Origin of the sequence: Chryseobacterium camelliae (assembly GCF_030818575.1) — a bacterium.
Classification (GTDB): domain Bacteria; phylum Bacteroidota; class Bacteroidia; order Flavobacteriales; family Weeksellaceae; genus Chryseobacterium; species Chryseobacterium camelliae_A.
Map to the genome: position 1 here is coordinate 1,809,872 of NZ_JAUTAL010000001.1, position 20,315 is coordinate 1,830,186.

Here is a 20,315-nt window from a genome sequence, read left to right on the forward strand (position 1 = left end):
TGATTTAAAGAGGAGCAAATTCAAAATTAGGATAACCACGCACGCCGTTCTGGGTCATGGCATTAAACCGTATTTTGTAATAAAATCCTTCTGCATCTTTAAGGACAAAAAACCTGTCACTATACGTCTGCGGACCATTGGCACCTGTTGTTGTCCTCCATTTGTCACCCAACGCTCTATGATCGTTGAAAATGAATTTGGTCTGGCTGACATCACTCAGCTTAAATTCTCCGTAAATCTGATCCAGTGTCTTTCCGGCAGGGACATCTACCTGGTATACCCCAACACCGCTAAGGATATTGGTGATGATGAAATCTGCATAGAAATAACTTCCGGCACTTTGTCCAGGAGACATGAAAACTTCATTGGTAAAGGTGGTGAATGCAATATCCCAGTTATGCTTCTGAGGCTGTATCTGAACAGCCTGGCCTTTCTGAAGGCTGAAGAAATTAAAGTTGTAATCGGGATTCTTGGTAATAACCTGTTCTTTGTACTGGTCATCATTAAGGTCTGCATACCTTACTCGGTATCCGCTGGCAGATCTCAGGATCTGGATTTTTTTCCATCCTCTGGATTCTCCGGTCAATGATACGGAACCCGGAGCAACCGTAGCCGTAGAAAGTGCTTTACCCATATTAACGAGGTAAACGCCATTATCCGCATCATTCGCTTTTATTTCTGCAATTCCCGTAGTCTGGGTTAAAAAATTACCGTTAGGATTATCAATGTACTCAAGATTGCTGGCAGTGAAAGTACCGATCTGAACTACACTCATCAAAGAAGAAACATCTGCACTTTTAACGGAGTTGATGTTGGTGGCGCCGGGAATTTTGGCAACTGCCATTCCGATAGACCCGTTGATGATCACACGGAATTCATCACCATTATAGAAACCCAATTCCCAGTCCGTCCTCAGATTGGTTTTTTGCCTCGGTTCTTTTGTTACCGGGTCTATATCGCTTAAATCGATCCATACCTGATTAGGCTCATTGGCTCCTCCAACGGCAGGCTTTGATGTTGCTCCCGTCATAGGTGGCACGGAAACCGGATCTTCATCTGCTGAAAAACATGACTGTACAGCAATGATCAAAGCAATAGACAATAATTTTAAATATTTCATGCTGTTATTTTATTAAAATTGATACATTAATCTTGCAAAATAGCTCCTTCCATAATACAGGTTGAGAAGGTCTGTGGCAGCATTATGCCCGCTCGCGGTACTGTTGGTACTGTTGATGGTCGTTACATCGAATATGTTTTTGATCCCTACTGAAAGTTCGAGGCGATCTTTCCAGAAAGGCTGGCTTACTATGAAATCCATCATGTGGAAACCGTCTGTCCTTGCCAGCCGGAAACTTTCATTTTCTATGACATAAAGTCTCGCCGGCCCGGTGTATTTGTAGTACAGATTCAACGCAGTATTCGAGCCTGCTATTTTGTATCCGGCATTAGCTCCTGCCTGGAAATTGTACTGAAAATCTTGCGGGGTCCTTACATCCATTTCCTGCTTGGAAACCGAAATCCCATTCAGGGAGGTCCTTATCCCAAGTGAAAACTGGTCTTTAACAATATTGGCATTCACGCCGAACAGAAGGCTTCTGTATTTATCAAGGTTCAGGTATTTGTAGGTAGAAGGACGGACGATCATGACGTTTTCAATCTTGTCGTTCAGGTCTACATACAAAGCTTCCAGGTTATAGTTGAATTTCCAGCCGTTCCCCAGACCAAAACCCTGGTCCCAGAAAAGTCCTGCTGAATACCCTGTTTCCGGCTTAAGGTCCGGGTTTCCCTGGATATCATGGTTGACATTAACAAAATAGGTAAACAGCTCATCGTAGGTCGGATAGCGGTTGGCTGTACCAAATACCCATCTTAAATTGGAGTTTTCAGATGTTTTATACCTCGCAGAAAGTGAGTAATTGAATTGGTTATTGAATCTGTTGCTCACAGAAAACCTTGTGCCCGGCCTTAATGAAAACTTGTCGGAGATATTCCATTCAGCGGAGAGGAAAGTTCCATAGGTGAAAATTTTCCTGCTGATGTTGTTGCCGTCAAATTCTCCGGCAATCAGAGCGGCATAGCCGTCGGTATGGTCAAGTTCATATCCTAACTGGAAATCGAATGTTTTATTATCCAGGAAATTACTGAACATCCCTCTGGAATAAATTACATCCGTTTTATAGTAAGGCTGTTCATTGTAATTGGGATCTTTCTTCCGGTTGGGAATATCATAATTGTAGTCATAAAATTTCCTGTCCTGTTTCTGGTAGGAAAAATCTCCCATATAGCGGATCTGTCCCAGGTGGGTCTGGATATTGAACTGATGGATCCAGCGTTCTGTATTATAATTCCGGTCCAGGCTTTTATATACCACACCTCCCGAACCGTCGTTTAACGGAACTCGATCTACTTTCGGGTTGTAATAGTTGAAAGTCTCATTCAGGTAAGATGCTTTATAATAAAATGATGTTTTATTTTTGGAATAGCGTATGAGCGCGTTAGCTTCATACTGATCCTTAGGATTCCAGTCGTACCCCCGCAGGTTATCCTGCCCGAAATATTTGTATCCTTTTTTATCCCCTTCGTAGCCCATAAACTGATTATGGTTAAAACTGATGTTCGTAAACCAGTGGTCATTGAAGTTATACCCTACATTCAGGTTCTGGATGTGCCTTCCCTGGCCTTTTTTCCTGAGGTTATAGCTATCACGTACTGTTTCTTCCTGGAGGCTGGCCCTGATGCTTAGCTTTTTTGAGCTGCTTTTCTTGGTGATGATATTGATGACGCCCGCGAGAGCTCCGTTACCGTATTCCACTCCCATGCTTCCTTTTACGATTTCAATCCTTTCGATATTCGTAAGGCTCAGTTTGGTCAGGTCAATATTACTTCCCAGTCCGGTATCGCCTACTACAGGAATATTATCAATAAGGATTTTAACGTATTGTCCGCCCAGGCCTAAAATATTGGCCGTAGAATTCCCTGAATTGGTATCAGGCGTAATCTGAATGTTCAGCGACTGGTTGAGTACCTCTGCCACATTAGTTACAGCCATGTTCTTGATCTGCTGTGCATCAATCACCTCAACTTTATAGATAGATTTGTTAATCGATTGCTGCATGTATTGTCCGGTGATGACCACCTCCTCTATTTTCTTCTGGCCGAGAGAATCTTTTTCCTGTGCATTCATCCATAGAACAAAGGATAAGGATAGAATGGAAAGCACTTTCTTCTTCATAGATTCAAAAAATTTTGCGACAAATATAATGTTTTATTTAGAACAATTAAAAATAAATATGTAATTTTGTGGAATAATTCTAATTAAAAATAATATTATGAAATTAAGACTACTTATTGGAACTATGATGCTTACGGCTTTTACGGCACATGCACAGGTAGCTACTATCAATGAAAATTTCAACAATTTTACTTTAGGCCAAGGCCAGGGGGTTTTTCCACAGAATCAATGGACAACCATTTTTCCAGCAGCAGCCGGAAATCCCGCTCCAATGATGAATGTAGTTGCCAATGGAGCTTCAGACCGTTTTATCCAGTCTTACTCAGGGGCAAATCAGAATACCCCGCAATATCTGATCTCACCGATGATCATTGCGCCGGCGGGTGATAAAACCATAACATTTAAAGCCAGAAGAAATACCGGTTCTGCACCTGGATCCGTTCAGGTCGGCCTTGCCTCTAATCCTACTGATATGAGTACGTTTGTTGCCCTTGGCAATGCCGCTTTCCTTTCGAGCGATGTTTTTCAGACCCTATCAGTTCCTGTAACTGCCTCATCATCCCAATACATTGTATTTAAGTTTGTAGGTGCAGCGGCTCCCCATACCGTTTTGGAAATTGATGATGTAGTTTATGCTGCATCAGCGAGCCTTTCCGTGACAGATCAAAATAAAGCTCATAACCAGATTCAGTTTGCAGTGAATGCAGAGAATACGGCCCTGCATTTTGTGGCCGGTAAAGATCCGAAAAGAATCCAGGTATATTCGGCAGCAGGCCGGAAGGTGAGCGAAGGAAAACTTTCAGGCAAAAATTATGATATCAGCCCACTTCAGACCGGTGTTTATTATGTAATTATTGAAACCGCGGAAGGCCAGACAGTACAGTCGAAGTTTATCAAGAAATAATTTATCAGACCCACATACTTGAGACGGCCCGTGATTTTCACGGGCTGTTTTTTATCCTGAAACGCCAGGGTCGACTTCATATGACTCATGAACCGTAAAGTGATCATTTAATTAAGCTTTACGATCATAAACTTTCAGAGATCATGAAGAATAATTTTCAAATAGTTACAGGTTTCGGGCATTCTTGCCATGATTCACGATGAAAAATTCCGATTACTGAACTTAATTAAAAAAAGTAAAATTAAAAAACACGACAAAAATCATATTTTTATTTAGAACTATTAAAAATAATTATTTAGTTTTGTAGAATAATTCTAAATAATAAATTAACAAGCATCTTATGAAAACAAAATTACTTCTGACTGCTATGCTGGCTTTAGGTGTACACCAGACCACATTAGCACAGGTGGATGCCAACGGTTATACAACCGTAAATATGACGATGGGACCAAGCTATCAGAACCGTGTATTCTTTGACCTGAGTGCCAATGCAACGGTTTCCCAGCCTGCCAATACGTGGGATATTGCGTTCTACAGGAATTCCAACATGAGCTTCGGAACGAGGATCAATGATGCTCAAAATATTGAAGTCTATCAGGCTTCCAGCAATCCGGCTGACTGGAATTCGATCACGACTAACTCTGTCGCTAATTACGGTTCTCCGCTGTATAATCCTGATAACAGTACTGAGCTTAAGAAAGGAGCCTTTGAACTTGGAACGGCAACCTACGGATGGGGTGAATACAATTCCACAAGCCATCATATAGAAGGAAAAGTGATCTTTATCCTGAAATATGCTTCAGGGGATTACTATAAATTTATGATTGACGATTATTTCGGAGGCTATACTTTTAAATATGCCAAATGGAATGCATCAACTTCTGCATGGGATGCAACGCAGACCAAAACCATTGCCAACGGTAGCGATGATGCTTATTTCAATTATTTCTCATTTGCCACCAACGATAAGGTAGCCAATCTGGAACCGCCGAAAGCCAACTGGGACCTTATCTTTACACGGTACTGGACTTTCTATGCCAACACGATGATGTACAGGATGGCCGGGGTTCTTCAGGGTCCCAGCGTTAGCGTAGCCAGGGTACAGCCGGAAACTCAGGAAACAGCAGCAGCTACCCTTCCGGCATCAAGCGCATTTTCTTCTAACATTGCCACTATAGGACATTCCTGGAAACCTACCAGCGGCATCTATTCAGATGTAGTGTATTATATCAAGCAGGGATCTGATTATTACAGGATGTATTTTATTTCCAACGGAGGAGCCAGTACAGGGAATATGTATTTCAAATACAAAAACATTACATCCACATTAGGAATCAAAGAAATCGGAAAAAAAGCTTCTTTCGGGATCTATCCTAATCCGGCTACGGCAGACAAAAAAGTGACCGTGTTGTTTGATATCAAGGAAAAAACCAACAGCAAAGGAAGTGTTGAAGTATATGATCTTACCGGTAAAAAAGTATATTCTTCAGAACTTACCAATCAGTCCGGTTTTTATAAGCAGGATCTGAACTTATCCCACCTTCCTTCCGGAAATTACCTGGTAAAAATATCTTATGGGGGACAGGCGGAAACCAAAAAGCTGATTATCAAATAATATACCTCAGCGATTCATTTAAATAATAATACTTTCTATTTTTCTATAAAGGCTGTTTATCCAGGGATAGGCAGCCTTTTTAGATGTTAGACTTCAGACATAAGATGTCTACCGGTTTAATAGATTCTGAAACCTTTGTAGACCTGTATGGAACTTTCCATTATTCTTGCGGCATCGCGTCTGAAATTCAGCAGATGGTCCTGTCCGTTATGCCTGTTATGATGTTCCACAGTCTCCCATAGCTCGATCAGGAAAAAAGTTCCTTTATTGTCTTTATCCTCAATAAGGTCGTACTGAAGGCAGCCTTCCTCTTTTCTTGTTTCCTTAACCAGGTTCTGGAACAGTTCCACAGCTTCCATGAGATCACTTTCATTAAATTTAAAAAGTGCCACAATATGTAAATTCATTGTTAAATTTTTGTGCTGTAAAAGTAGAATATTTTCCGGCAGAAAATGATTTTATCCCGGTATTTTTATACATTTAAAACAAAGGTCAGCTAAAAACGGATTTATAGATGGTTATCGAGCTCATTACAATAACGAGGGTGCCGATAATGATAAACATTTTTTTTACAGGCAGTTTAGCCGTTAGCATAGCAGAGAATGGTGCGGTAATAATCCCCCCAATAAGCAACCCAAGGATGATATTCCAGTGCTGGACCCCTAAAGTAATGAAAAAGGTAATAGCAGCCGTCAGCGTAAGAATAAATTTGGCAATGGTAGAACTTCCTACGGCAAATCTTGGGGTAAAGGCATTTTTGATCAGGGTTCCGGTAACCAGAGGTCCCCATCCGCCACCCGCGAAAGAGTCTATAAATCCTCCGATCACTCCCAGACGGGTCAAATTCGTTTTCCGCTTCAGTTTTTTGCTCTGTTTATCTTTAAAGGCATTGGAGAGAATCTGGAAGCCAAGATAGAGTGTATAAAAAGCAATCACCGTTTTGGTGATCCTGGCATAATACTCCCCCAGATAAGTGAGGCAAACGGCACCAATAATAGCTCCGATGACCGCCGGGATAGCAAGCTTCTTCACCAGACTTTTACTCACGTTTTTAAGCCTGATATGGCTGATGCTGCCTGCTGCTGTCGTAAAACTTTCCGCAGAATGAATGCTCGCACTCACAATATGCGGCGGGATATTGAGGAACAGCAATGTCGTAGTACAGATGACACCATAACCCATTCCCATGGATCCGGCAACAATCTCAGCTAAGAAACCTACCAACAGCATCCAGTAAAAAATATAGTTGTCTTTAGCAAGAACGTCACCCAACTGATCCAGATATCCTATTTCATACATGATCAGAACCGTGAGGAACAAAACGGCAAGGGTAACAAAAAGTATGTTAAGCCTTATTTGTATTTTTCTTGAGATGACCATCCTTATACAATCATTACAGCACCTACAGTAGAGTGGCTGGTTTCATCAATAAGAATTGCGTTTCCGGTAGCTTTGCTTTCTCCAAAACGGTCAAAAACCAATGGTGAAGCGGTTTTCAGGCGCAGCTTAACTACTTCGTTCAACCGGATATTTTGTCCTGCAGGAATCTGCTCTAATGTATTGACATCAATCTGATATTCGATTTCTTTAACGATAGCTTTAATTACTTTGCTCTTATGTTGAAGGTAGTATTTATTGCCTTCTGACAGTTCTTTTTTATCGAGCCAGCATACAATGGCCTCCACCTCCTGGCTGACTTCGGGCAGTTCATCTTTATGCACGAGGAAATCTCCTCTGCTGATGTCTATATCATCTTCAATATGAATGACGGCCGGCTGGTTGGCAAATACAGCATCGGTCTCTTTTCCATTATTTTCTATTTTTGAAATACGGGTGGTCATGTTCTGAGGCAGTACGGTTATCGGATCCCCTTTACGGTAGACCCCTGAGATAACCTGCCCTGCGTATCCCCTGTAATCATGCAGTTGCTCAGTTTGCGGACGGATCACATACTGCACCTGGAATCTTGCTTTCCCGGAATCCGTATGCGGATTGATGGGTACCTGTTCAAGGTAATCCAGAAGGGTTGTTCCCTTGTACCACGGCATATTTTCGGAATGTTCAACAATATTGTCCCCATCAAATGCCGAAATAGGGAAATAAGCCACTTCAGGCAATCCAAGCTTCTTCGCTACCAACTCATATTGGGCCTTAATGTCATTGAATACCTCTTCAGAATAGCCTACCAGGTCCATTTTATTCACGGCTACCACCACATGTTGCATTTTCAGTAGGGATGCGATGATGGAATGCCGCCTGGTCTGCTCAATCACTCCCTGCCTTGCATCGATCAGGATGACAATCAGCTGGGAATTGGAGGCTCCGGTAATCATATTTCTTGTATACTGAATATGTCCGGGTGCGTCAGCAATGATAAATTTCCTTTTCGGAGTCGCAAAATAACGGTAAGCGACATCAATAGTGATTCCCTGCTCTCTTTCCGCGCGTAATCCATCGGTTAAAATAGCAAGGTCTATCCCGTTCGCATTTTTATTTTTAGATTGCTTTTCCAGCGCTTCAAGCTGGTCAGCCAGTATATTTTTGCTGTCATACAGGAGCCTTCCGATCAGGGTACTTTTCCCGTCGTCTACGCTTCCCGCAGTGATAAATCGTAGTATATCCATGTTGTTGATATGAGTAATAAGTTAAGGGTGATGAGTTATGAAAGGTAACGGATCAATAATAAATGATATTCAAAATTCAAAATTCAAAATCCATAATTTAAAATTTAAAATTCATAATCTAAAATTCAATATGCCGCGTCTATCATCTATCCGTCTATCATCTCTCATCTCATCTAAAATTCAATAAATCTCCTTCCTCTCAAAAATATCCGCCTTTCTTCCGGTCTTCCATGGCAGCTTCCGTAACGCGGTCGTCAATCCTCGTTTCGCCACGTTCAGAAATCCTGGAGGCTGTGATTTCGTTAACTACCTCATCCAGAGTTTCTGCTGTACTTTCCACAGCTGCTGTACAGGTCATATCTCCCACAGTCCTGTACCGTACTCTCTTGCGGACTACCTCATCCGTTTCATCAATGCGGATGAAGTCTGAGACGGCGATCAGCTGACCGTCGTATTCAATCACTTCACGGTCATGGGCAAAATAAATGGGGGGAAGCGGTATCTGCTCTTTTCTGATGTAGTTCCATACATCCAGTTCCGTCCAGTTGGAAATCGGGAATACACGGACGTTTTCTCCTTTATTGATCCTTCCGTTGTAGATATCCCACAATTCGGGTCGCTGGAGCTTTGGATCCCATTGTCCGAATTCATCCCGTACTGAGAAAAAGCGCTCTTTGGCCCTCGCCTTCTCTTCATCCCTTCTGGCTCCGCCGATGCAGGCATCAAACTGAAATTCTTCAATGGTATCCAGCAAGGTATGGGTCTGGAGCCAGTTTCTGGAAGCAAATTTCCCTTTGGGCTCCGTAAGATTTTTATTTTTGATGGTATCTTCAACTTTCCTCACAATGAGTTCGGCACCTATACGCTCAGCAAGCTGATCCCTGAACTGAAGTGCCTCCGGGAAGTTGTGCCCGGTATCGATATGCACCAAAGGAAAAGGAATTTTCATCGGTGCGAAAGCTTTTATAGCAAGATGGACGAGGGTAATGGAATCTTTCCCTCCGCTGAACAGCAAAGCGGGCTTTTCAAACTGTGCCGCAACTTCCCGCATAATGTAAATGCTTTCAGCTTCCAGCTGTTCCAGATAATTCTGTTGATAGTAGTTCATGATTTGAAGATTTTTATCCGTTAAGTATGCAGTCCGCACTCTTTCTGTGAAGTTTCCCACCACCAGCGGCCCGCACGGGGATTTTCCCCTTCTGAAATAGCCCGGGTACACGGCTGGCAGCCTACACTGATGAATCCTTTTTTATGCAGGGAAAGTTCCTGGACACGGTGATCTTGAAGATAATCCAGCACCTCCTGATAGCTCCAGTGCATAAGGGGATTGTATTTATACAGCTGCCGTTCTTCATCCCATTCCAGGACAGGCATATGGCCTCGGTTTTCCGACTGCTCAGCACGAAGGCCGGTAATCCAGACTTTGGCGTTTTCCAGGGCTCTGTTCAGAGGCTTTACTTTCCGGATGTAGCAACATTCTTTCCTGTTCTCTACAGAATGGTAAAATGCATTAATGCCTTTCTCATTCACAAACTGCTCTACGTCCGAAGGCTCAGGAAAATAGACCTGCGTCTTAATTTTATACTTTGAATTATTATTGGATAGAAGTTCGTAATGCTCGTAAAAAAGCCTACCGGTGTCTAAGGTAAAGACTTTTATGGGAAACTTATTCTTAAAGATCATATCCGTGATTACCTGGTCTTCCTGTCCCAGCGAGGTTGAGAAAACCACGCCGGAAGAAAACCGGGACGTGATGAATTTCAATCCCTCCTCTGCGGGAAGCTCCTTCAGTATGTCTGCATCTTCTGTTGAAATCATAGATATTCGTTTAGACTAACACAAATATCTAATAAAATAATTATCCTACCAAACAAGTAGACTACATATTCAAAAAAAAGGATTTAAATCAGTCGATTAAATCCATCAGTGTCTTTTTCTCCAGAATGTTTAGTGAAGCGTCCCGAACCTCGATCAGCACGTCATGCAGCCCGCAGTGATCCTCATTGCAGTCATCGCATTTCTCGTAAAAATTAAGGCTCACGCATGGAAGCAGGGCAATAGGTCCGTTCACCAGCCTGATAATCTTGGCCAGCTTTACATTTTCTGGGTTTTCACGGAAAAAATATCCTCCTCCTTTCCCTTTTTTACTGTCAAGGATATCCGCTTTTTTAAGCTCAAGCAGGATATTCTCCAGGAATTTCAGAGGTATTTTCTTGTGCTCTGCAATTTCTGAGATCAAAATAGGGCCTTCATTCCTCTTTTCCACGAGGTATGAAAGTGCCTTAAAAGCATATTGAGATTTTTTGGACAGCATTACAGCAAAAATAAGAAAATTGTTTTGATAGAGCAACGGGAGTTTTTTTAATGTGAAAGGAATTGGCTAAGAGGGACAATGAGCGAAGCGGAAAGCGAAAGTGGAAATGTTAAAAACAAATTCGTGAACTCGCAGATTTGCAATTTCCATGGTTAGCAGATTTAAAAAAGATTGGTTAAACAATTGATGATTTTACTTTTTACAATCTCCGCATTCTTCAACTCTCAGCACGGTAAGCCTCATTTGCTTACTTTGCTTTTCTCCCTTCAAATCACTAAGTTTGTTCTATGTTCAGCAAACAGGAAGCACAACAGCTAAAAAAGGAGTTTTGGACGGCTTTCGGAAAGTCTTTTCCAAGGAAATGGATCTTGTATGATACTAAGATCAAGGATATGTCATTTAAATTTTATGCAGATAATAAAAAAGCCGAAGTCTCGCTGGATATCGAAATGAAAGATGAGGTATTCCGTAACGCCTACTACGAAAAAATCTGGTCACTGGAGGATATCCTGAAAGACTTTATCGGCGATTTTCACAAGGAAGAACATTTTACGCTGGAAAATGGTAAGACCATCAGTAAAATATGGGTTGAATACTATGGCGTCTCAATTTTCAATAAAAATACCTGGCAGCAGGTTTTCGAATTTTTCGTGGAAAAGATGGATGGTTTTGAACGGTTTTATTATGAGTATGAAGACTTCATCAAAGATGTTTAGGGATGGAAATTATAGCTGAATTCCTGATTCATATTGCTGCCGGAATTCTCAGGCTTCTTGCGGAGGTTATTTGTCAGATGTTAGCAGAATCTGTCCTCCAATCATTGTGGGATGCCGTTCAAAAGGTGTACAATAAATTTTAGTCCTTCTTATAGTTGTGTTTTTTGCCAAATGGCAAAAGCCTCTTTGTTATCTCTGCCTAAATTGCACGCATGAAAGAATTATTTGATTTTATCCTGACGTTCGGAAACCTCAATCGGCAGCAGATGGATTTTATTACTGAAAAAGCAACAGAAATCCATCTCTCTAAAGACGAATACTTTTCTGAAGCCGGAAAAGTGGCCAACAGGATCGGATTTATTTTTGAAGGCATCCTCCGCGTATGCTACTACAATAATACGGGTGATGAAATCACCAAATATTTTATCGACGAACACAATCTCGTGGTAGACCTGGAAAGCTTTGATCATGAAATCTCCTCCAGTGCCTATGTACAGGCCATTACCGACTGCAAAATGATTGTTTTTTCAAAAAAAGACTGGACGGAGCTCCTACAGACTATCGTGGGTTTCGATGCTACAGTACATAAAATAATTTCAAGAGCGCTGATGAAAAAAGTGGAACGGCGAAGTCCATTGGTTTCTGAAGATGCAACAACCCGGTACCTGAAATTCCTTGAAATCTATCCTAATGCAGTCAACCGAATCCCGCTTTCCTATGTTGCTTCTTATCTGGGCATTACCCAGTCTTCGCTCAGCAGGATCAGGAAAGGCGTGCGATGAATCGACCTGGTTGGAGAGTTTGAAGGTTTGAGGGTTTGAGGGTGATGGTGTTTTATTCTTTTTGTCAAATGGCAAATGCCGGTCCGGGAAATTGATGCAATTTTGCTTCAGTATTAATCAAAATAAAAAAAAGATATGAAAACCGTACTGATCACAGGAGCCAACAGAAGCATCGGGCTCGAAACCGCAAAACAGCTTTCCGAAAAAGGTTTATTCGTTTATTTGGGCAGCCGTAACCTTACCAAAGGAGAAGAGACGATAAAAGATCTTACCGAACAGGGATTTCAGAATATTAAGGCTGTTGAAATAGATGTTACGAATCCGGAGTCTGTTCTCAAAGCCAAAGAGCAAATCGAAGATGAGCAGGGAAAACTGGATATCCTGATCAATAATGCCGGCATTTTAGGGGTCATCCCACAAACTGCAGAGCATACGGCCATTGAAGATATCAAAGCCGTTTTTGAAACCAATCTCTTCGGCGCTATAAGTGTTACCCAAACATTCCTGGAACTGTTGAAGAAATCCGATCAACCCAGAATCAGCAATATTACTTCCGGGTTGGGATCCCTCACCCTGCACAGCGATCCTTCATGGAAATACTATCATGTAAAAAATGCCGCCTATGGTCCTTCCAAATCCGCGTTAAACGCCTATACCATAGTGCTTGCGTATGAACTAAGAGACCTTCCTTTCAAGGTTAACGTTATTGATCCCGGCTATACGGCAACGGATTTTAACCATCACAACGGACCGGGTTCTATAGAAAGTGCAGCATCCTTCATCGTTAAGCACACCCTGACTGATGAAAATGCTCCGACCGGACAGTATTTCAGCAATGATATCGAAGATGAAGACGGAATCAGTCCGTGGTAATGAGGTTTAATTGCTGATGCAATATTTTCCTGCTCGGGCAGGTATAATGATACAGTAAAGATGCGTTTATCGATAAGCGCATCTTTACTTTTTAGAATTCTATATTCAAAATCTATTATCTATCCGTCTATCATCTTTCTTCCCTCCTTTTCTTTTGCCTTGAAGCAAAAGAAACAAAAGATCAAGACTGGAAGAAAGGCTAAAAATAAAGCCTGTTCTCTAAAAATTCTAAACTTGCGCGGATTAACTGTAGGCACTGTCTTTGGATTTTTTGTCCCGCGCTTCGGACAGAAGAATTTTCTTAACGTTCACAGCCTTTATTTTTTTTTAACGCCATTTTTTCCTAGGTCGTCATGTATTGCCGGCTATTCAAAATCCAAAATCCATAATTCATAATTCAAAATCTAAAATTTATAATCTAAAATTCAAGATTCCCGTCTATCATCTTTCCTCCTCCTTTTCTTTTGCCTTGAAGCAAAAGAAACAAAAGTTCAAGACTGGAAAGAAAGGCTAAAAATAAACGCTCTTCTCTAAAAATTCTAAACTTGCGCGGATTAACTATGGCCACTGTCTTTGAAGTTCTTGTGCCGCGCTTCGGACAGAAGAATTTTCTTAACGTTCACAGCCTTTATTTTTTTAACGCCTTTATTTCCTAGGTCGTCATGTTTTGCCGGCTATCCAACATTTGTCAAGATTCAAAATCCAAAATCCATAATTCAAAATCTAAAATTTATAATCTATAATCTACAATTCAATATCCCCGTCTATCATCTTTAATCTAAAACTTACATCATCTTGCCCTCCTTTTCTTTTGCCTTGAAGCAAAAGAAACAAAAGTTCAAGACTGGAAAGAAAGGCTAAAAATAAACGCTGTTCTCTAAAAATTCTAAACTTGCGCGGATTAACTATGGCCACTATCTTTGAATTTCTTGTGCCGCGCTTCGGACAGAAGAATTTTCTTAACGTTCACAGCCTTTATTTTTTTAACGCCTTTCTTTCCTAAGTCATCATGTATTGCCGGCTATCCAACATTCGTCAAGCTTCAAAATCCAAAATTCAAAATCTATAATTTATAATCTATAATTTAAAATTCAAGATCCCCGTCTATCATCTTTAATCTAAAACTTACATCATCTTGCCCTCCTTTTCTTTTGCCTTGAAGCAAAAGAAACAAAAGTTCAAGACTGGAAAGAAAGGCTAAAAATAAAGCCTGTTCTCTAAAAATTCTAAACTTGCGCGGATTAACCATGGCCACTGTCTTTGAAGTTCTTGTGCCGCGCTTCGGACAGAAGAATTTTCTTAACGTTCACAGCCTTTATTTTTTTAACGCCTTTATTTCCTAGGTCGTCATGTATTGCCGGCTATTCAAAATCCATAATTCAAAATCTAAAATTTATAATCTAAAATTCAAGATTCCCGTCTATCATCCTTCCCCCTCCTTTTCTTTTGCCTTGAAGCAAAAGAAACAAAAGTTCAAGACTGGAAAGAAAGGCTAAAAATAAAGCCTGTCCTCTAAAAATTCTAAACTTGCGCGGATTAACTATGGCCACTATCTTTGAATTTCTTGTCCTGCGCTTCGGACAGAAGAATTTTCTTAACGTTCACAGCCTTTATTTTTTTAACGCCTTTATTTCCTAGGTCGTTTTTATATGTCTGTTAATCACCATCTGTCAAAATTCAATGTCTATTATCTTTCATTTAAAATTTAAAATCTATAATCTAAAATTCAAAGTCCTCTGTCTCTCATCTATCCGTCTATTATCTCTCATCTAAAATCTAAAATCATCATATTCTTTCCCCGCTTTTTCTTTTGCCTTGAAGCAAAAGAAACAAAAATTCAAGGCTGGAAAGAAAGGCTAAAAATAAAGGCTGTTCACTAAAAATTCTAAACTTGCGCGGATTAACTGTGGGCACTGTCTTTGGATTTTTTGTCCCGCGCTTCGGACAGAAGAATTTTCTTAACGTTCACAGCCTTTATTTTTTTAACGCCTTTCTTTCCTAAGTCATCATGTATTGCCGGCTATCCAACATTCGTCAAGATTCAAAATCCAAAATTCAAAATCTATAATTTATAATCTATAATTTAAAATTCAAGATTCCCGTCTCTCATCTCTCATCTCTCATCTAAAATCTATAATTTAAAATCTAAAATCATCATATTCTCCCCTTCTCTTCACGATTCGGTTACATCACCGGTGGATTGGGTTAGTTTTTCTGTGCTGCCGCTGCTGATCTTTGTACCATCATTAAAATAAATATTAGCAAATGGAAACAAACAAAGTATGGTTCGTTACAGGAGCCTCAAAAGGATTAGGATTTGAGCTGGTTAAAAAACTATTATCGAAAGGATTCCGGGTGGCGGCTACAAGCCGCAGTGTAGATTCTTTGATTTCCTCTTTCGGGGAAGCGTCAGAAAACTTCTTGCCATTAGGCATGGATATTACGGATAATTCCGATGTGAAATCTTCTGTTACCAAAACCGTTGAACATTTCGGGAACGTGGATGTCATTGTCAATAATGCCGGTTACGGCCAGTTGGGAACGTTGGAAGAACTTACGGATGAAGAAGCCAAAGCGAATTTCGACGTTAATGTTTTCGGGAGCTTGAATGTGATCCGGAATGCGATGCCGTATCTTCGGGAACAGAGATCAGGAAATATCTTCAACATCTCCTCTATTGGCGGCTATGCAGGAAATTTTCCTGGCTGGGGAATTTATTGTTCCACTAAATTTGCTGTAGCCGGATTTACGGAAGCTCTGGCGGAAGAAATCCGACCGTTCGGGGTTCATGCAACCGTAGTGTATCCCGGATATTTCCGCACCGATTTTTTAACCCAGGAATCTGCAAAAACGCCTGCCCATTCAATCGAGGCGTATGAATCGGCAAGAAATTCCGAACAGGCACACCTGAATGAGATCAACGGAAACCAACCGAATGATCCTGTGAAAGCTGCGGAGACATTGATTGCATTAAGCAAAGAAGCTCATCCTCCGGTTCATTTCCTGCTGGGCATCGAAACCCAAGAGTTCCTGAATAACAAGATTGAATCGATTACGAAAGATGCGGAGGCCTGGGAAAACCTGACGGTATCTACGGCTATTTAATATTCTTTTGTATTAAAATCGAAAATTCGACACTGTCAAACAGAAGAAATAAGTCGGTGAATTCCACTTCAAGACCAGAGAGAAAGGCTAAAAGTAAACGTTGTGCCTTAAAAATTCTGAACTTGCGCGGATCAGCTATGGCCACTGTCTTTGAAGTTCTTGTGCTGCGTTTCGGACAGAAGATTTTTTTAACGCTCACAGCCTTTATTTTTTTACGCCTTTCTTTCCCAGGTCGTTTTTATATGTCTGTTAATCACCATCTGTCAAAATTCAATGTCTATTATCTTTCATTTAAAATTTAAAATCTATAATCTAAAATTCAAAGTCCTCTGTCTCTCATCTATCCGTCTATTATCTCTCATCTAAAATCATCATATTCTTTCCCCGCTTTTTCTTTTGCCTTGAAGCAAAAGAAACAAAAATTCAAGACTGGAAAGAAAGGCTAAAAATAAAGGCTGTTCACTAAAAATTCTAAACTTGCGCGGATCAGCTATGGCCACTGTCTTTGAAGTTCTTGTGCCGCGCTTCGGACAGAAGAATTTTTTTTAACGCTCACAGCCTTTATTTTTTAACGCCTTTCTTTCCTAGGTCGTTTTTATATGTCTGTTAATCACCATCTTTTAAAATTCAATGTCTATTATCTTTCATTTAAAATTCAAAGTCCTCTGTCTATCATCTATCCGTCTATTATCTCTCATCTAAAATCATCATATTCTTTCCCCGCTTTTTCTTTTGCCTTGAAGCAAAAGAAACAAAAATTCAAGACTGGAAAGAAAGGCTAAAAATAAAGGCTGTTCGCTAAAAATTCTAAACTTGCGCGGATTAACTGTAGGCACTGTCTTTAGATTTTTTGTACCGCGCTTCGGACAGAAGAATTTTCTTAACGTTCACAGCCTTTATTTTTTTAACGCCTTTCTTTCCTAAGTCATCATGTATTGCCGGCTATTCAACATTCGTCAAGATTCAAAATCCAAAATCTAAAATTTATAATCTATAATTTAAAATCAACATATGGTCTCTCATCTAAAATCCAGATTGAACATCCAAAATAAAAGAATGCGTTCATTTTAATTTAATTAAATAACTTAGTGCTTATGAAAGAGATGTTCCGTTTTAACTCAATTTCGGATTTCCATGCATTCTGTGATCTGCCGAAGCCCGAACACCCGCTGATCAGCCTCATTGATTACAGCAAAGTGCAGTATCCGGTCAATGATGACGAAATGAAATGGATCCAGAACTATTATTCCATCGGACTGAAAAGGAATGTGAATGCACGGTTCAATTATGGGCAGCAGGAATATGATTTTGATTCCGGCGTGCTGTGCTTTGTTTCCCCGCTCCAGTTTCTGCGGATTGAAATGAAGCCGGATGTGGAAGTGTCTCCAACCGGATACCTGCTGTTAATACACCCCGACTTTCTCTGGGGATCGTCCCTGATCAGGAAAATGAAATCCTATGAGTTTTTCAGCTACCGGATCAATGAAGCCCTGTTTCTGTCAGAAAAAGAAGAGAATATCATCGTTGACCTGTTTAAAAATATTGAAAAGGAATACCGGAACAACATCGATAAGTTTACCCAGGAACTGATAGTTGCCCAGCTGGAACTGTTCATGATCTATTCCGAACGGTTTTATGAACGACAGTTCCTTACCCGGAAAAAATCCAGCCATGAACTGCTTGACAAATTTGAAGAAGTACTTTCTGAATATTTCGAAAGCGGAAAACTCCTCGAAAACGGCATTCCCTCCGTCACTGCCATTGCCGAACAGCTGAATATTTCCCCTAATTACCTCGGCAGCCTGCTGCGCATCCATACGCAGCAGAACACGCAGCAACATATCCAGAACAAGCTGATCGATTATGCCAGGGAACGCCTGAGCACTACGAATTTATCCGTAAGTGAAATCGCCTATGAACTGGGATTTGAGCATCCGCAGTCGTTCAGCAAGCTTTTTAAGCAGAAAACCAGCCAATCGCCACTGGAATTCAGGAAATTGTTTAACTGAGTTTCTTCCTGATAAAAAAACAGAAGCTATCTTGCTTCTGTTTTTCATTATAGTGATAAAATTCCATTAGTAGTTCGACCGGATGATGTTGTTGATCAATTCGTTTTCAACAGGATTCTCGCCGCCGTTATTATAAAAGTCGAGCGGAATGATACCTAATCGTTTCTTTCCGGAATACCGGGTATAATCCCTCAGCCACGGGTTCATGGCAGGATCTACTCCTAAACCACCCCAGGCGTACTGGTAAGGCGTGTGATGCATTACTCCAACGGCAATACTATTGAAGGTTACATATAGGATCTGCTGGTTTGCGGCGTCTGTTTTTACAGCCTTTTCCAAATTAGCCTGTACCAATTCAGCCTTTTTATGGGTATCATAGCTTTGGTAATTGTCTTCAATATAAAATTTCTGCTGATTGGCATTGACAGATTCAAATGTCTGATCATCTTTCCAAGGCCCAAAACGCACTCCAACTGCATTTTTATCAATTCCCGATGTTCCCACATTCAGGTCAAACCGGTAGAAAAATACGATTTTCCCCTTCGCCTGCTGAAGATTAGGGATGGTATTGCCTTTGTAATACAGGGAATCATACTTTTTGAGGTAAGTGATGAAATTGGCGGAAATATCCTCCCCTCCTTTTTCATTATTCACAGACATCAGGATCACTTCGGAAGGATGGCTTTTCAGGAAAGCATCACAGGCATTGAGTACCTGACCGAAACTTACATCGCAGGAAACAAATCCGTGATATAGCACGAGAGGATCTGAAGTATTGGAATCATTCACCAGCCGGATGTCCTGAAAGCGTATACCGTCTTCCAGCTGCCTTCCAATGTCATAATTCTGACATCTTGCTCCTACAATTACAGAAGATATTTTATAGGTTCCGGAATCATGGGTTCCCGGCACGCTCAGGCCCAGCAAAGAAGTGTTCTGGCTGAGCTTGCCCATCCATTCCGTCATATTGAGGGAAAAATAAAACTCATTGACACCGGATACTGCAATATTGTAGTTGAAATCGCTTCCTGCATCAGTAGAAAGCATATAAACATTCCCTGTTTTCTTAAGCTGCCGGCTGCCGATCCACCAGTTATTCTGAGACATCCAATTATGCCCCTGCCCGATCACAACGCCATTGATCTGGCAACGTTTGTTATTGTAATCAAAAGAAAGATTGCAGGTAAAGGCAAAATTCAACTGAGCGGGCATACTTTCGGAAGTACTGCATCCGATAGCGATGCCGCCTGAGATCTGGTTTTTGAACCAGTCGGCTACTCCATCGCTGCCTTTTCTTCCGGCCCGCACCGTAATTTCCCAGGTATTGTTACCTTTATTGGTTACCGAAGGCGTATTTTCCCAGGGCTGCCCGGAAGTAATGGAATGATCTGTAATGGAAATCTGTAGATTGTTCACCCCATCCATCACATGAAGGATAAAGGCATTGTCGCGAATTGTTGGCATAATATTTAGGATTTAGGTTAAAATTACTGTACAATATCTCCCATTATAAATTCCTTCTTCATTCCCTCAAAATTAGACGGAAATGTACACACTCAACTGAGGGTAAATACTGATTTTCAAAAACGGGGGTTTTTACTTAGGCTTCCATGAAATGATCCTGAAGATTCGGGACAATTACATGCATGCATTTTACATGAACACAATTTTCTCTATATTTGTACAAAGCACGAATACCGTAACTATGGAAAAGCTAAGAAATCTAAGAAAACAGAGAGGCTTCTCTCAGGAAAAGCTGGCAAACATCATCTCAACAGATACATCCAACTACTCCAGAAAAGAAAGAGGCGAAGTAAGAATCTATGACGATGAATGGGAAAAACTGGCCAAAGCACTGGATGTGGAAGTGGATGACATAAAGGAAGAAAAACCTCTGAATATCGTTAATAACAATCCTATTTTTCACGATAATTCCGGAAACTTCAATCAATATTTTAATGTACCGGAACATGTACTTGGTAATCTTAATGATTATATCAACTTATTGAGGGAACAGAATGAGGCTTTAAAACAGGAAAATGAAAGGCTGAAAAATAGTTAGATACACGGAGAGACTATTTAGGTTTCTCTTTTTTTGACAAAGCTCAAAACCTCACTGAAAGAAGATAAAAGTCTTG

The 20,315-nt window shown here is 40.7% G+C and carries 17 protein-coding genes; 8 read left to right on the top strand and 9 right to left on the bottom strand.

The genetic code is table 11. The annotated features are described in order from the left end of the window. Positions 1-4: 4 nt before the first annotated feature. Both QE404_RS08225 and QE404_RS08230 read right to left on the bottom strand, forming a co-directional pair. The gene (locus tag QE404_RS08225) at positions 5-1,120 is read right to left on the bottom strand and encodes an HmuY family protein (protein ID WP_307449090.1); all 1,116 of its coding nucleotides are present in this window, start codon (positions 1,118-1,120) and stop codon (positions 5-7) included. Positions 1,121-1,132: 12 nt separating this feature from the next. Beyond that, positions 1,133-3,235: a TonB-dependent receptor plug domain-containing protein gene (locus QE404_RS08230; protein ID WP_307449093.1), complete on the bottom strand. Its 2,103-nt coding sequence runs from the start codon at positions 3,233-3,235 to the stop codon at positions 1,133-1,135. Between the two features lie 97 nt (positions 3,236-3,332). Here QE404_RS08230 and QE404_RS08235 point away from each other — a divergent pair, with 97 nt between their 5' ends. Then, on the top strand, positions 3,333-4,139 hold the full coding sequence (locus QE404_RS08235; protein WP_307449096.1) for a T9SS-dependent choice-of-anchor J family protein: 807 nt from the start codon (positions 3,333-3,335) through the stop codon (positions 4,137-4,139). 340 nt (positions 4,140-4,479) lie between these two features. Continuing rightward, entirely contained in the window at positions 4,480-5,754 is a 1,275-nt protein-coding gene (locus tag QE404_RS08240; RefSeq protein ID WP_307449097.1) for a T9SS type A sorting domain-containing protein, read from the top strand. Positions 5,755-5,870: 116 nt separating this feature from the next. On the opposite strand, the gene QE404_RS08245 is transcribed toward QE404_RS08240, so the two are convergent. The 6 genes from QE404_RS08245 to QE404_RS08270 all read right to left on the bottom strand — a co-directional run bounded on the left by QE404_RS08245 (position 5,871) and on the right by QE404_RS08270 (position 10,692). Continuing rightward, entirely contained in the window at positions 5,871-6,161 is a 291-nt protein-coding gene (locus tag QE404_RS08245) for a putative quinol monooxygenase (RefSeq protein ID WP_307449101.1), read from the bottom strand. A gap of 85 nt (positions 6,162-6,246) precedes the next feature. Next, positions 6,247-7,134, bottom strand: a complete 888-nt coding sequence (locus tag QE404_RS08250) for a sulfite exporter TauE/SafE family protein (protein ID WP_307449103.1) — start codon at positions 7,132-7,134, stop codon at positions 6,247-6,249. A gap of 2 nt (positions 7,135-7,136) precedes the next feature. Then, positions 7,137-8,378: a sulfate adenylyltransferase subunit 1 gene (locus QE404_RS08255; RefSeq protein ID WP_307449106.1), complete on the bottom strand. Its 1,242-nt coding sequence runs from the start codon at positions 8,376-8,378 to the stop codon at positions 7,137-7,139. 199 nt (positions 8,379-8,577) lie between these two features. Continuing rightward, the gene (gene cysD, locus QE404_RS08260; RefSeq protein WP_307449109.1) at positions 8,578-9,486 is read right to left on the bottom strand and encodes a sulfate adenylyltransferase subunit CysD; all 909 of its coding nucleotides are present in this window, start codon (positions 9,484-9,486) and stop codon (positions 8,578-8,580) included. 20 nt (positions 9,487-9,506) lie between these two features. Further along, positions 9,507-10,196 (bottom strand): phosphoadenylyl-sulfate reductase, encoded by a 690-nt coding sequence (locus tag QE404_RS08265; RefSeq protein ID WP_307449113.1) that lies wholly within the window; start codon positions 10,194-10,196, stop codon positions 9,507-9,509. Between the two features lie 88 nt (positions 10,197-10,284). Then, on the bottom strand, positions 10,285-10,692 hold the full coding sequence (locus tag QE404_RS08270; RefSeq protein ID WP_100074586.1) for an RrF2 family transcriptional regulator: 408 nt from the start codon (positions 10,690-10,692) through the stop codon (positions 10,285-10,287). A gap of 287 nt (positions 10,693-10,979) precedes the next feature. Here QE404_RS08270 and QE404_RS08275 point away from each other — a divergent pair, with 287 nt between their 5' ends. The 5 genes from QE404_RS08275 (at position 10,980) to QE404_RS08295 (ending at position 18,177) form a co-directional block, all read left to right on the top strand. Further along, positions 10,980-11,408 carry a DUF4268 domain-containing protein gene (locus QE404_RS08275; RefSeq protein ID WP_307449116.1) on the top strand — a complete coding sequence of 143 codons (429 nt, stop codon included), beginning with the start codon at positions 10,980-10,982 and terminating at the stop codon, positions 11,406-11,408. Positions 11,409-11,620: 212 nt separating this feature from the next. After that, positions 11,621-12,190 (top strand): Crp/Fnr family transcriptional regulator, encoded by a 570-nt coding sequence (locus QE404_RS08280; RefSeq protein WP_307449119.1) that lies wholly within the window; start codon positions 11,621-11,623, stop codon positions 12,188-12,190. Positions 12,191-12,325: 135 nt separating this feature from the next. Next, on the top strand, positions 12,326-13,063 hold the full coding sequence (locus tag QE404_RS08285; protein WP_307449124.1) for an SDR family NAD(P)-dependent oxidoreductase: 738 nt from the start codon (positions 12,326-12,328) through the stop codon (positions 13,061-13,063). A gap of 2,265 nt (positions 13,064-15,328) precedes the next feature. Continuing rightward, the gene (locus tag QE404_RS08290; protein WP_307449127.1) at positions 15,329-16,168 is read left to right on the top strand and encodes an SDR family NAD(P)-dependent oxidoreductase; all 840 of its coding nucleotides are present in this window, start codon (positions 15,329-15,331) and stop codon (positions 16,166-16,168) included. Positions 16,169-17,262: 1,094 nt separating this feature from the next. Beyond that, entirely contained in the window at positions 17,263-18,177 is a 915-nt protein-coding gene (locus QE404_RS08295; protein WP_307449130.1) for a helix-turn-helix domain-containing protein, read from the top strand. A 66-nt stretch (positions 18,178-18,243) separates the two neighbouring features. Here QE404_RS08295 and QE404_RS08300 read toward each other — a convergent pair whose 3' ends face one another. Then, positions 18,244-19,641 (bottom strand): phosphatidylinositol-specific phospholipase C, encoded by a 1,398-nt coding sequence (locus tag QE404_RS08300; RefSeq protein ID WP_307449135.1) that lies wholly within the window; start codon positions 19,639-19,641, stop codon positions 18,244-18,246. A 193-nt stretch (positions 19,642-19,834) separates the two neighbouring features. Here QE404_RS08300 and QE404_RS08305 point away from each other — a divergent pair, with 193 nt between their 5' ends. Further along, entirely contained in the window at positions 19,835-20,239 is a 405-nt protein-coding gene (locus QE404_RS08305) for a helix-turn-helix domain-containing protein (RefSeq protein ID WP_307453819.1), read from the top strand. Positions 20,240-20,315 lie beyond the last annotated feature (76 nt).